This window comes from Rhodococcus sp. YH3-3, assembly GCF_001653035.1.
GTDB classification, from domain to species: Bacteria; Actinomycetota; Actinomycetes; order Mycobacteriales; family Mycobacteriaceae; genus Rhodococcus_F; species Rhodococcus_F qingshengii.
Genome location: NZ_BCWH01000003.1, coordinates 925,940 through 941,376, shown reverse-complemented (window position 1 = coordinate 941,376; position 15,437 = coordinate 925,940). Strand labels below are relative to the sequence as shown.

Annotated in this window: 2 protein-coding genes; one reads left to right on the top strand and one right to left on the bottom strand. The window is 64.3% G+C overall.

From position 1 onward, the window contains the following. Positions 1 to 112: 112 nt before the first annotated feature. A complete protein-coding gene (locus tag YH3_RS29665; RefSeq protein ID WP_039972871.1) occupies positions 113 to 961 on the top strand; it encodes a Ku protein in 849 nt (282 codons plus the stop codon). Between the two features lies 1 nt (position 962). Here the strand turns inward: YH3_RS29665 and YH3_RS29660 are convergent, their stop codons facing one another. Then, positions 963 to 15,248 (bottom strand): non-ribosomal peptide synthetase, encoded by a 14,286-nt coding sequence (locus YH3_RS29660; protein WP_064444590.1) that lies wholly within the window; start codon positions 15,246 to 15,248, stop codon positions 963 to 965. Positions 15,249 to 15,437: the final 189 nt, after the last annotated feature.

Here is a 15,437-nt window from a genome sequence, read left to right as displayed (position 1 = left end):
GGTTCTCGAAGCGGATACCCGCTCGATACGCCCCGAACCGACCCATCCACACGCAACGGTTCGGGATCAACCGTGATCGTTTGCCTCGCGCAAACGGCCGGCGGCGACCATCATGGGAGGCATGCGCTCGATTTGGAAAGGCTCGATAGCCTTCGGTCTGGTCAACGTCCCGGTCAAGGTGTACTCGGCGACCGAGGACCACGACATCCGATTTCACCAGGTCCATGCAAAAGACGGTGGCCGCATCAAGTACAACCGTGTGTGTTCCGAGTGCGGAAACACGGTTCAGTTCGCGGACATCGACAAGGCGTACGACTCGGAAGACGGATCGCGCGTCATCTTGAGCGACGAGGACTTCAACAAACTCCCGGCTGCGGAGAAGCACGAGATTCCGGTGCTGGAATTCGTGCCGAACGATCAGATCGATCCGATCTTGTTCGAGAAGAGTTACTTCCTCGAACCCGATTCGGCGTCGCCGAAGGCGTACGTCCTGCTTTCGACTGTGCTCACCGAGAGTGATCGAACGGCACTGGTGCATTTCACGCTGCGACAGAAGACGCGCCTGGCCGCGATGCGCGCTCGCGACGGTGTTCTGGTGATCCAGACCTTGCTGTGGCCCGACGAAGTTCGTGCAGCAGAGTTCCCTTCCCTCGACGACGCGGAGAAGCCGAAGGCCAAGGAACTGAAGATGGCGCAGACGCTCGTCGAGAGCATGGCGGGCGATTTCGATCCGACCGAGTTCACCGACGACTACCAGCTCCAACTGCGGCAGTTGCTCGACGAGATGATCGAGAACGGCGGCAAGAAGGTCATCCCCGCCGCCGAGGTCGACCAAGAGGGCACCGATGCGGAGGTGGTCGACCTGGTTGCCGCACTGCAGCGCAGTGTGGACGAAGCGAAGTCGAACGCCTCCAAGGCCGGCTCGTCGAAGTCGACCACACCGAGGAAGAAACGAGCCTGAGTCAGCCGCGCACGTCTTGGACCTCGATCAGAGCGTCCAACTCAGCGTCGACGTCCGGGGCCGCGTGACGACCCGTTCCGACCGCAAGGTTGATCACGGGTCCGATCGCCTCCAGACCTGCCTCGGTGAACATTTCGGCGTGTGACGTGGGCACCGGACGGTCGATGATCACCCCGGAGACGAACGGTCGCCACGCCGACGCGGTTCGCAGCGGGTCGAAGGTGTCGGCGTGTGCCGAGAAGAACAGCAGATCGCCCACGAACTTGCCCGGGCGGTATCGGTGAGCCAGTTCGGCGCCGGCGGAGTATTCCTCGAACAGTCGCTCGATCCGATCGCTCGAGACCAAAGGGTGATCGCCGATGGCTTCGCGCAAGAGTGCTTCGGCGTCCTCGGGTGTCAGATCACGCACGCCGGTGTCCGGGACCGAGATCCCCAACCCGCCGATCAGTTCGGCGAGAGAAGGCTGCGCGCCCGCCATCGTCGGGTCTTCGAGAACGAAGCTGTCGAGCAGAATCAGGTCGGCGACGCTCTCACCCGCGGCTTGCAACTGCACCGCCGCCGCGTGAGCGATCAATCCGCCGATCGACCACCCCAGCAGGTGATACGGACCGTGCGGCTGAACTCCGCGAATTTCCTCGACGTACCGCGCCGCGAAGTCCTCGATCAGCTCCGCCCGAAATTCGGAGTCCGTCAGGACCGGCGACTGCAGGCCGTAGAGCGGCCGGCTGGAGTCGACGTAGCGATCGAGCGCTCCGTAGCACCAGGCCAATCCGATGGCCGGATGGATGCAGAACAGTGGCTCGGCGCGGCCTTCCGGACGTAGTGGCAGGACTACCGCAAGTGCGGAGGTATCCGCGTCACTTGTCACAACTGTTGCCTCGAGTTCGAAGAGTCTGCGCGCCAATGCCTCCGGAGTCGGGTCGGAGAATATCCACGCGACGGGGACGGTCATGCTGGTGCGTTCTTTGATGGCAGCGACCAAACGCGTTGCCATGAGTGAGTTGCCGCCGAGTTCGAAGAAACTCGAATCGGCGTACGTGTCTACGTCGGCCAGATCGAGTACCTCTGCGAAAGCAGCGCAGATCGCGATCTCGTCGCTGCCTTCCGGACTGCGTCCACTCGGCGACTCCCAGTTGGGAGCAGGCAGAGCGCTGCGATCGAGCTTGCCCGCCGGTGTGGTCGGGACTGCGCCGATCACGACAACAGCGGACGGGATCATGTGCGCAGGCAGCGATATACCTGCGTGACGGCGTAGCGCGGCGGCGTCGAAGTCCGCATGTGCCGGGACGACGTACGCGACGATCCGAGCGTCGATGCCCTCCCCGACGACGACGCTGACAGCCGAATGCACGGAGGCTTCCGCTGCCAGCACCGCGTCGATTTCTCCGAGTTCGATTCGGAACCCTCGGATCTTGACCTGGTGGTCTGCGCGTCCGAGGTAGATCAGTGCCCCTGAGCGATCTTCGCGCACAAGATCCCCGGTGCGGTACATCCGAGCGCCTTCGGGTCCATGCGGGTCGGCGACGAAGCGCGCGGCTGTGAGTGCGGGGTTGCCGAGGTACCCGCGGGCGAGACCGTCGCCGCTGACGTAGAGCTCACCGACGACCTGGCCGGGAACCGAGTGCAGTCGGGAATCGAGAATCATCGCGTCCACGCCGCGGATCGGGCCGCCGATCGTCACGGGCTCCCCCGCGACCAGCGAATCACTGATGGTGACGGCGACGGTGGCCTCGGTCGGGCCGTACGCGTTGAACATTCGGCGCCCCGGTGCCCACCGAGATACGAGGTCGGCGGAACAGGCGTCGCCGCCGACGACGACGGCTTCGAGATGGTCGAGCCCGGCGGGATCGACAGTCGCCAAGGCGGCTGGAGTCACGAAAGCATGGGTGATCGTCTGCTCGTCGAGCAGTTCGTGCAATTCGACACCGCCGAGAACTGTCGGCGGCGCTATCACCATCGTTGCGCCGGCGCCGAAAGCCAGAAGGAGCTCGAGAACCGACGCGTCGAAGCTCGTCGAGGCGAAGCTCAGAGCGCGAGAGTGCGCGGTGACGCCGAAACGCTCCCGCTGTTCGTCGGCAAACGCTGCCAGTCCCGCGTGAGTGACCAACACGCCCTTGGGTTTTCCTGTCGAGCCCGAGGTGTAGATCAAGTAGGCCGGGTTGTCGAACTCGAGTGGCGCGTCCGGCAGTGTCTCGGAATGGACTGCCTCGATTTCGGTGGTGAATTCGATCGCATCCAACTCGATCCACGATGTGACGCCCGGAAGGTCGGCCGCATACTCGCCCCTGGTGATACCGAGTACCGCTCCACTGTCGGTGAGCATGTGCTCGATCCGCTCGGCGGGGTACGCCGGATCCACGGGAAGAAACACTCCGCCGACTTTCGCTACGGCCCAGAGCGCGATCACATAGTCGGCCGACCTCGGAAGCGCCAGTGCCACAATCATTTCCGGCGCTATTCCGCGAGCGATCAACGCAAACGCCATAGCGTCGGAGCGTCGGTCGAGTTCGCCGTACGTGAGCGTGACGGATGTGGCGACGTCGACGATTGCCGGGGCGTGCGGATCGGCAGCGCCGCGAAGCAGCAACTCCGGCAGGGTCAAAGCATCGCCGGCCGGACGTCCGGGCAACGCACGCAGGCGACGTCCCGCAAGATCCACGTCACCGACGACGGCGGAGGGCTGGGCAGTCAGTGTCTCGACGATCGTTTCCAGCATCACTGCAAACGACTCCGCCGTATCGGTGTCGAAGAGATCCTTCGCGTAGGTGAGGGAGGCCTCGTAGCCGCCGCCTTCCTCCGTGGTCTGTTCGACAACGGTGAACTGCAGGTCGTACTTGGCGATGTCCGGTGTGATCTCGTGGGCACGAACGGCAAGTCCAGGCAGGTCCCACGTCGTCGGGTGGGCGCCGTGGAACGAGATCATCGTCTGGAACACCGGATGACGGTCGGTGCTCCGGGTCGGCGCCACCACGTCCACGACCTGCTCGAACGGAATGTCCGCGTGGGCGAAGGCGTCGAGATCGACGGAGCGGACAGTACGCAGAACGTCGACGAACGTCGACCCGGGGTCGACCGTCGTGCGCAGTCCCACCGTGCCCACGAACATTCCCACGAGGTCGTCGAGAACTCGGTGTCCTCGCCCGGCGACCGGAGATCCGATCACGATGTCGGTGCTTCGACTCAGCCTGGACAGCAGGACGGCATAGGCAGCGTGCAGCACCATGAACGGCGTCGCCGCATTGGCTCCGGCAACCGCCTCGACCGCGATCCGGGTGTGCGCCGGAAGCGAGACCGCGGTGTGGGCACCGCTCAACGACTGGGTGAGCGGACGCGCTCGATCGCTCGGAAGGTCGATCAATTCAGGTGCGCCCCGCAACGTCTCCCGCCAGTACGACGCCTGTGCCCCGAGCACGCTCTCGGATTCGTTCACCGAGCCCAGCGCTTCCCGCTGCCAGATGGCGAAGTCCGCGTAGTGCACTTCGAGCGGGGTGAACTCGGGAGCGTGTCCCGAACTTCTCGCGACGTAGGCGGTGAGCACGTCCTTCATCAACGGCGCGATCGACCATCCGTCCGCCGCGATGTGGTGGATCACGATGACAAGTGTGTGGTGCTGCGGCGTCGATTCGAGCAGGAGCGCGCGAACGGGAGCTTGGGTCGTGATGTCGAATCCACGCGACGCGAATTCTCTGGCGAGCTCTGCCGGTTCACGGGTGTCCGCATTTCCGTACTCGAGCGAGGTGAATGCATCCTGGATCACCTGGTGCGGGCCGGAGTCGGAGTCGGGGAACACCGTGCGCAGGATTTCGTGTCTTTCGATCACGTCGAGGACAGCAGCTTCGAGGGCCGGGACGTCGAGTGCACCGTCGAGGGAGATCGCAGCAGGGACGTTGTACGCGGGTGAGCCGGGATCCATCTGGTTGAGGAACCAGATGCGTGCTTGCGCGTAGGACAGCGGAATTCGCTCGGGGCGGTCTACGGCGGTGATCGGTGGTAGCGCCTTCGCCCCGGCGGATGTGTCGAGCGCGGTGGCAAGTTCCCGAATTTCGGGGTGCTCGAACAGCATTCGGACAGGTACCTGCCTGCCCAACGACTCGCCGAGTCGCTGGGCCAGTCTGGTGGCGAGCAGTGAGTTGCCACCGAGTTCGAAGAAACTGTCCGACGCACTGATCTGTTCGATACCCAGCAGTTCCGCCACGACGCCGGCAACCTGGAGTTCGGTCGCGGTCGTCAGCGGCTCGACACTTCGCTCGGACGAACGCAGTGTCGGCGCCGGCAATGCCGATCGGTCGAGCTTCCCGACGGGGGTCAGCGGTACGTGATCGATCGGGGTGATCGCCGACGGCACCATGAAGGCGGGCAGTGAGCGGCGCGCATGGTTCAGCAACTCGTCCATCTCGACCGCATCGGCACCGAGCACTACGTACGACGCCAACATCGTCTCACCGGAAGCTGCGTCGACGCCCACGGTGACCGCGAACTCGACGCCGCGGTAAGTGCTGAGGACGGAGTCGATCTCGCCCAGTTCGATGCGGAATCCGCGCACTTTCACCTGGTGATCGGAGCGTCCGACGTATTCGATCGTCTCGAGCGGCGTCCACCGAACCAAGTCACCGGTCCGGTACATGCGGGTGCCGGCCGGGCCGAACGGCGCTGCCACGAATCGCGTCGCCGTCAAGGCGGGTTGGTCGAGGTAGCCGCGGGCAAGTCCCAGGCCGGCGATGTAGAGCTCACCGGTGACCCCGACGGGTACCGGCTGAGCCGAGCCGTCGAGAATTACCGCGGACACGCCGCGGACGGGCCCGCCGATGGTCACGGTCTCCCCCACGCTCAAGGCATCACTGATGCAGACCATGACGGTGGTTTCCGTCGGCCCGTAGCCGTTGAACAATCGGCGACCCGGTGCCCACTTACGGACCAGTTCGGGTGAGCATGCCTCGCCACCGACAACGATCGACTGCAAGACGTCCAGCCCGGTGGGATCGACCGAGGCCAGCGCTGCCGGTGTGATGAACGCGTGGGTCACCTGGTGATCGGTGACCAATTCGGCGAGGTCCTGGCCGCCGTAGACGTCGGGAGAGGCGATCACCATCGTCGCGCCTTCACCGACTGCGAGCAGCAGTTCGAGGATGGATGCGTCGAAGCTCGGTGAGGAGAAGTGCAGCGTCCGCGACTGCGCCGAGATGCCGTAACGCGCCGTCTGCTCGGCCGCCAATGCGCTCAGGCCACGGTGAGTGACGCTGACACCCTTGGGCTTTCCTGTCGATCCGGAGGTGTAGATGATGTAGGCGAGGTTGTCGATTCGAATCGGCGCGGCCGGAACCGGCTGCCCGACACCGTCGCCGTGGATGTCGTCCATTGTCATCCACGGAACCGGGCGGGGCAGTGATTCGATCACCGCTTCCGTCGTCACTCCGCGAGTGGCTCCGGAGTCGGTGAGCATGTGCAGAATGCGATCGGCGGGGTATCGCGGATCGACCGGAACAAACGCGGCGCCGGTCAAGGAAACGCCCCACAAGGCGACGATAGAGTCGATCGAGCGCGGAATCGCGATCGCCACAATGTCTTCGGCACCGATCCCTTCCGTGGTCAGACGGCGGGCAAGCGCCGATGCACGGGCGAAGAGATCTCGGTAGAGCACGGTGGTGTCACCGGATCGAAGGGCCACCGAATCGCCTGAACGGGTGGCGGTCCGCGTCAATATTTCGGCCAAGGTGCGCGAACTGGTCCACGCCGGACCTCGTACCGGCATCAGCGACGCCCGCTCGAGGGTGCTGAGGAAATCTAGGTCGTCGATCGCGGCGTCCGGATCTGCGGCGACGGCGCGGGCCACCGACTGCACACGCGCAGCGATCGTTTCCGCGGTGGCAATGTCGAAGAGCGCCTCGGCGAACCTGAGCGACCCGGTGATCTCGGTCTTCTCGGAATCGCCTGCCAGCAGGGTGAACTCGAGGTCGAACTTCGCGACGGACGGTTCGAGTGCTTGCGCTTCGAGATGCGCGTCGTGGACCGTGACCTGCGGCGAGACCACATTCTGGTGGTACGACAGCATGACCTGAAACAGGGGGTGTCGCGTAGTGGACCGGTCGAGATCGAGGGCGTCGACCAGCACCTCGAAGGGCAGCTCGGGGTGCGCGAAGGCGGCAAGGTCGCGTTCACGGACGACCTCGAGCAGGGAGGTGAACGGCGCTCGGTGATCGACCGGCGTGCGAAGCGGTACCGAATTGACGAACATCCCGATCAGGGAATCCAGCTCGGGTCGCCCGCGGCCTGCCACCGGGGTGCCGACCACCACGTCGTCGGTTGCACCGAGACGCGCGAGAACAACCGCCAGGATCGCGTGTACGACCATGAACTGCGTCGAGCCACTGCGCCTCGCCAAGGCGGCGAGACGCTCCCCGGTCGCCGCGTCGATGACGATCGGCACCGATCCGACGGCGGTCGTGGAGACAGATCCGCGTGGGCGATCGACCGGTAGCAGTACCTCGTCCGGGGCACCAGCCATGGCAGTGGTCCAGAAGGTCAGTTCGCGGGCAACCAGAGACTCCTGGTCGCCGACCTGTCCGAGCGAGTCCTGCTGCCATACCGCGTAGTCGGCGTACTGCACGTCGAGCGTTGTGAAAACCGGGGCGTCTCCGACGACGCGTGCGGAGTACGCCGCGACGAAATCTGCCGCAAAGGGAGTCAGGGACCAGCCGTCGAAGGCGATGTGATGGATGACGACGACCAGTACGTGAGCGCCGGCGTCCTCGCGCACCAGCATGGCCCGAATCGGCAGATCCGAACCGAGATCGAACCCACGCGCCGCGAACTCCGTCGTCGCCGCGTCGACACCTTCGGATCCGCAGTAGCGCTCGACGGAGAACTGCACGTCGGAGAGCGCTCGGATGACCTGGCTCGGGCCGTCGGCGCTGTCGACGTAGATCGTTCGAAGCACCTCATGGCGTGCAATGACGTCCGCAAGCGCCTCCTCGAGTGCATCGCCGTGGATGTCTCCGGTGATGCGGATCGCGAACGGAATGTTGTAGACCGCGGACTGGGGGTCGAAGCGATTGACGAACCACAGGCGCTGTTGCGCGGCGGAGAGCGGTAGGCGGTCCGGCCGAGCACCGGCGCTCAGGGCAGGTCGATCGTCTGATGCTTCGGCGCTCGCCGCCAGACGTGCAGCGAGCGCTTCGACGGTCGGTGCTTCGAAGATCGAGCGCACGTCCACGGTGAGTCCCGTCGCTGCGCTCAACCGCGCGGACACCTGCGTCGCGACGAGCGAGTTGCCCCCGAGATCGAAGAAGCTGTCTCCAGCTCGGACCTCGGGTACGTCGAGCAGTGAAGCAAAAACGTCGGCAACGGTTCGTTCGAGTCCGGCCTCGGGTTCACGGCCCGTTCCGAGGATTTCGCGCGGTATCGGCGTCGGCAACGCTCTGCGATCGAGTTTGCCGACCGGAGTCAACGGAATGGCGTCGATCGGGGTGATCGACGACGGAATCATGTACCGCGGCAGCGTGTCGGCGAGTCCCACGAACAGCGACTCGATATCAGCGTCGCCGCTCAGCAACACGTACGACGCCAGAGTGGTACCCGCGGCGGATTCGACGGGAATCGTCGTGGCGAACTGGACGAGAGGGGAATCCATCAGAGCAGCGTCGATCTCGCCGAGTTCGATGCGGAACCCGCGGATCTTGAGCTGATGATCGCTGCGGCCCACGTAGCGAAGGGTCAGGTCCTTGGTCCAGCGGACCAGGTCACCGGTTCGGTACATCCGGGCACCGGGCGTCGAGTACGGATGCGCGACAAACCGATCCGACGTCAGCGCGGGACGAAGGTGGTAACCACGTGCAAGGCCCGGCCCACCGATGTACAGCTCGCCGACGCCGCCGATCGGGACCGGTTGCAGCCGAGAGTCGAGCACCACGGCGTCGATTCCGCGGATGGGACCGCCGATGGTGATCGGCTCCCCCGGTGAGAGTGGGTCACTGATGGCAACCATGACAGTGGTTTCGGTCGGACCGTATCCATTGTGCAGTCTGCGCCCGTTGCCCCAGCTCGAGACCAATTCCGGCGTGCACACGTCGCCGCCGACGACTACGCATTCCAGTGCCGTCACGCCCGCCGGATCGACGGTCGCCAGCGCAGCCGGAGTGATGAAGGCATGAGTGACCTCGTGGCTTCGGAGGAACTCGCTCAACGCCTCCCCTCCGTAGATGTCGGGAGGGGCGATCACCATCGTCGCGCCGGTCGAACCGGCGAGCAGTAGCTCGAGTACGGCGCCGTCGAAGCTCGGTGACGCAAAATGCAGAGTTCGCGACCCAGCGGTGATCCGGTACCGATCCTGTTGTTCGCGAGCAAGATTGGCCAAACCCGCGTGAGTGACGACGGTGCCCTTCGGCACTCCGGTCGAGCCGGACGTGTAGATGACGTACGCGGCCGACGCCGCAGTGATCGACGCTGTTCTGTCAGCGTCGTCGATGGCAGCGTCGGAGTAGGCGGCACATTCTGCAACCGTGTCCGCGTCGCCGAGGTCGATCCAGACTGCGACGTTCCCACCGGCTGCCGGACCGGCCGCAACCTCGGCGGACCGAATTCCGATCCGCACACCCGAATCCGCGAGCATGTGCGCAACTCGATCTGCGGGATAACGGGGATCGACCGGGACGAAAACGCCACCGGCTTTGGTGACCGACCAGACTGCGAGCACGGAGTCGGCCGATCGGGCAACTGCCAGTGCGACCGGTGTCTCGGGGCCGACGCCCAGATCCATGAGGTATCGAGCGATCCGATTCGATCGACGCTCCAGCTCCCCGTACGAGAGTGAGCGCTCGGAGTCTTCGAGGGCGATCGCGTCGGGATACTTCCTCGCGGTGTCTCCGAGGATCTGCGCCAGCGTCGATTCGCCCACCGAAGCCACACCGCGTCGCGGCAACGTCGCGGCACTCTCCCGCGATCCGAGTACACGAAGGTCACCAACCGATGCAGTCGGTTCCGACACTGCCGATTCCACGAGGGTTACGAAGTTTCGCGCCAAGGCTTCGACGGTCGCGTTGTCGAACAGGTCGGTGGAATAGGTGAACGTGGCATCGATTCCTGCTGCGGCCCCGGACTCGTGACGTTCGGTAACGGTGAGCTCGAGGTCGAACTTGGTCAGCCCCGTCTCGACTGCCCGCGCCGTCATCGACACCCCGGCCAGTTCGGCTGTGTGAGCGGTGGTTATCCGCGAGGTGATGGCAGCTTGAAAGACCGGATGGTGCGCATGCGAGCGGTCCAGTTCGAGCGCGTCCACGACGACGTCGAAAGGCACGTCCGCATTGTCGAAGGCATCCACGTCGACGGCCCTGACCTGCGACAGGTGTGCGGCGAACGTTGCGTCCCGATCGACGACGGTCCGCAAGGCCAGAGTGTTGACGAACATGCCGACGAGCAGATCGAGAGATCTGTCCCCTCGTCCGGCCACCGGTGTTCCGATGACGATGTCGTCCGTGCCGCTGTACCTGGCCAGAAGCAGGGCGAAGCACGCGTGCAGGGCGATGAACGGCGTGGCGTCGTGATCGGCGGCAAGTACAACGAGCTTCTGATGCGTGGAAGCGCCGATTCTGATATCGACTCCGGCTCCGCGCATGGTCGGGTCGAGTGCGCGCGGACGGTCCGTCGGCAGGTGGAGCTGCTCGGGCGCTCCCGCCAGCTGCTGCTTCCAGAACGCGATCTGTGAGTGGGCAAGTGAATCGGTGGATGACGCGTCGCCGAGGTGTTCTCGGTGCCAGAGCGTGTAGTCGGCGTACTGCACCGGAAGGGGTGCCCACTGCGGGCTGTTGCCGCCGACGCGGGCGGCGTAGGCGCCGGTGAGATCAGCAGCCAACGGCGCGAGCGACCAACCGTCGGCCACCATGTGGTGCAGAACCACTACGAGGACAGCTTCCTCGTCATCGCCTTCCTTCTCGGCGGCGACAGTGATCATCAGGTAGCGCACCGGACGTTCGCGGACCAGATCGAAACCGGCCGAAGAGAATTCGAAGATCACTCTCTCGAGGCTTCCGCGTTCCACGTCGATCGACTCGAGCCCTGCGATCCCCTCGCCCAGGCCCAGAACCTTCTGCGTCGCGTTGTCCCCGATCTGAGGAAACACGGTGCGTAGTGACTCGTGACGTGTCACGACGTCCACGATCGCGGCACTGAGTGCGTCGGGATCGACGGCGCCGCGCAACGACACCGCCAGTGGAATGTTGTACGCACCTGATTCCGGTGCCACGCGGTTCAGGAACCACAGTCGCTGCTGCGCGGGAGCGAGAGGCAGTTCAGGCGGCCGGGCCACGACCTGAATACCGTCGGCGTCCGGGGTCTGTGCCGCACGCTCGATCGTCGCCGCGATCCCGGACACCGTGGGATGGTCGAAGAGTGCACGCAGCGGCATTTTAACCCCGGTGGCTTCGGTCAAGCGCGCTACCGCCGTCGTCGCTACCAGCGAGTTTCCGCCCAGATGGAAGAAATTATCGTCGAGTCCGAGCGGTCCACTACTCAGGATGTCAGCCAGAACCGCCGCAACCTTGCCCTCGGTCGGGGTCGTCGGGGGTCGGAAGACCTTGGTGGAGGCCAGGATAGGCGAAGGCAGCGCACGCCGGTCCAGTTTTCCGTTGGTGGTCAACGGAATCGAATCGAGGACCATGAAGGCATCGGGAACCATGTAGGTCGGGAGGGTTTCGGCGGCGTGAGCTCGGAGGGCTTCGGCGTCCACGACGTCGGAAGCGGTCACATAGGTCACGAGAGCGCCGCCCGCCGGCGTCGGAGCCACAACCGTCACGGCGTCGTCGATTCCCGGCGCGCTGAGGATGACGGAGTCGATTTCGCCGAGTTCGATCCGGAATCCGCGGATCTTGACCTGCGCGTCGCCGCGTCCGAGGTACTCGAGTTGTCCGGGCGCAATCCATCGTGCGCGGTCGCCGGACCGGTACAACCGTCGTCCGCCGGCATTGAACGGATCGGCGACGAACCGGCCCGCGGTGAGGTCTGGACGGCCCAGATAGCCACGGGCGAGTTGACCGCCCGCGACATAGATCTCCCCCGCGATCCCCACCGGGACCGGGGAGAGATGCTCGTCGAGCAGGTACACACGAAGTCCGTCGATCGCGTCACCGATCCGGCTGCCGGTCAGCGCACTCGCGCTCGCCCGGTCGAGTTCGAGATGGGTGACGTGCACCGTCGTCTCGGTGATGCCGTACATGTTGACGAGTGCAGGCGCGGATTCCGTGTGACTTTCGTACCCCGGGTGATTGTCGTACCAGCGCCCGAGTCGACGCAGGTCCAAGGCTTCGCCACCGAAGATCACGTACCGGAGCCGGGTCTCCGAATCGGCCCGAAGGTCGGCTTCGATGTACTGGTAGAAGGCCGAGGGCGTCTGATTGAGCACGGTGACGCCTTCTGCGGCGACCAGCGCCCGGAAGGCGTCAGGGTCGCGTGATACCTCGTGATCGACCAGGACCAGCGTTCCGCCGTGGAGCAGCGCGCCCCACAGTTCCCACACCGAGAAGTCGAAGGCGAACGAGTGGAACATCGTCCACACGTCGTTGCCGTCGAATCCGAATTCGACGTGCGTGTTCTCGAACAATCGCACCACAGTGGCGTGGGTGACGGAGACACCTTTGGGTCGGCCCGTCGACCCCGAGGTGTAGATCACGTACGCCAGATTGTCGGCTCCGTGTCCGCGCGAGCGCTCATCGGTTTCCAGACTCTCACCGGAGTATTCGTCGGATTCGACGCCGACGACCACCACGTCAGAGTTCGGGAAGGCGGAGTTCGGGAAAGTGGAATCGGAGATGACGCACACCGGTTGCGCATCCTCGACCACGTATGCCAAACGCTCGGCGGGGTGTGCACGATCGAGTGGGAGGTATCCGCCGCCGGCCTTCACTACCGCGACAGCGGCAACGATCATGTCCACGGATTTCGGCAGCATGATTCCGACCAACGACTCGGATTGCACGCCATGATCGACGAGCTTGCGCGCCAACTGATTCGATCGTCGATCGAGTTCGCGGTACGACACGCGCTCGCTGCCCGCGACCACGGCGATCGCTTCCGGGGTCGCCCGAATGCGGTCGGAAAGGATCTCGGAGAGCGTTCGGACCGGGGTAATCGGCAGAACGGGCGGCACCAGCGCCTGGCGCGCCTCCGGGCGCAGTAGATCCACTGAGCCGAGCGCCGAGTGCGGAGTACCGACCATCGCGGTCAAGATTCGTAGATAACGGTCGGCGAGGTCCTCGGCTTGCTCTTTCGTGCCGAGCCAATCCAGAACACCGGAGATCGGCTGATCGAAATCGGCATGCTCACCAGTCGGAATCGCCAGGGAGACAAACAGTTCCGGCACGGTGGCCAGATCCGATCCGATAGGCGCACCGACCATGAGCCCCGGAAATCTCGGGTGAGCATCCAGCGGCTCCTCGAAACAGACCATCGCCCGGAACAACGGGCCCGTCTCGACCCAGCGGCCGTCACCGAGTGCGGCGGTCACCGAAGACAGAAGAATGTCTGCGTGTTCGAGAGCTTCGATTGCGACGGTGTCCACCGCACCGACCAGGTCGGTGAGCGTCATGGTGTTCGACACCGTCGAGCGAAGCACCAACTGGTTGGCGAACATCGAGACGAAATCGTCCGGATTGGAGGCGCCGTACCCTCGGACCGAGACGCCGATCGACACCTCGTCGGCCGAACCGACGCGGCGCAGCAGTCCGGCCATCGCAGACTGGAACAGCACGAACAGACTCGTGTTCATCGTCGTCGCCATCGTCTCGAGGCTCCGGCAGAGGCCTGCCTCGATCTCGAGGGGCGTGGACGTTCGACCGGATCCGGCGACGACCGGCAAACCCAGTTCCTCGGCGGGGTTCGACAAGGTCGCAGACCAGTACTCGACGTTGCGGGCGTGTTGAACTTCGGCGATCCATTTGCCCGCGGCGTCGGGGTCGATATCCATCAATCGAGTTCCCGATTCCGCAGCGCAGAACAAGTCGAGGAACTCGAGGAAACGCCGGTGGTGACGCGAGATGTCCTCGTTGGTGTACAGGTCTGGATTCGCGGCGAAGTCGATCTGGATCTCTTCGGCTGCGGAAGTCTGATAGACGTTGACGGAGAGGTCTTCGATCGGCCCGGTCGAGATCACGTTCAGTTCGCCGTGCGCGTCCCCGAGAGTGATTCCGGAATGGAACAGCATGAGGTTGATCAACGGCCCGTGGAAGCCTCGTCCGTCGGCGATGCTGTGATCACCGGCGTTGAGGTCGCGTCGTAGGTCCTCGTGGCGGTATTTCTGATGACGCAGTGCGCCGGTGAGTTCGATCTTCACCTCGTGCAGCAAGTCCCCGACCGCGAAATGCGGATCGACGCTCGCACGTATCGGGACGACGTTCGACATCATTCCGCCGGACCTGCGAGCAGCTTTTGTCGTCCGCCCCGAGACCGGCAGGCTGAGGACCACGTCGCGGGTCCCGGTGGCCCGGGCGAGGTAAGCCGCCAGAGCACCGATCACCACTGACGACGTCGTCACATCGTGGGCGGCGGCCAGCCGTTCGAGGGAGCTCCGCAGTTCCGTAGGTACCGTCGCCGACCGTAGGCGAGACCATGCCTGCGACGGAGCAGTCGAGGACGCGAGCGAGGTTCCGCCCGGTTTGTCGGCCATCTTGGTGTTCCAGTAGTCGCGATCGCGCTCCCACCGCGTGGAGCCCAGATAGTCGGCCTCTGCCTTCACCAACGATTGGAGGGGGGCAGTTACCGCTGGGGGAACTGGCAGATCGCGCACCACAGCGGTGTAGATCTCGGCTGTGCGGTTCATCATCGACATCGCGCCGAAACCGTCGAGCGCCACATGATGAATACGGCTGTACCAGTAGTAATGGTCGTCGCGAAGCACCAGGACTGCCAGCCTGACCAGGCGATCGGTGAACGGATCGATGGCAGCAGTGTGCTCTCTGCGCATCCATTCCTGCGCTGCAGATTCCGGATCCGATTCGGCGCGAAGATCGACCACGTCGAGGGAGTCGTCCATGTCGAGATCGAGCCACTGACGCGCAACCCCGTCCACCTCGACCAGGCGCAGATATCCGGAGCCGATCTCACGACCGGTCTGTTTGCTGGCAGCGGTCAGCAGCTCGATGTCGAGTGGGCCGTCCACGTCCACGTACTGAGCGATGCTGACGGGAATCTCGGGTCGAAGCTGTTGTGCGACAAGCAGGGAAAGTTGCGCGGCAGAAAGAGGGAAGGTGAGTTCGTCGTCCGGACGAGCTGCGGAAACGATTCCTCGGTCGGGACTGCCATCCACACGAATCTCCCTCTTACAACTTGATCATGATGCAAACAGGTTTATGCGTCCGCTGGACGCTTCGAACTGATCGGGGCACTTCGAAAATGAGACGAATACTTTGGAAAGCTCGGGTGGAAACTGGCAAATCGCCCGCCGGAGATCACATCGTGACAATCAGCTGCGATGTTACCGATCAGTCAGCTTCCA

Coding starts and splice junctions, on each gene's coding strand:
- YH3_RS29665 (WP_039972871.1), top strand. CDS start 113: ATGGGAGGCATGCGCTCGATTTGGAAAGGCTCGATAGCCTTCGGTCTG.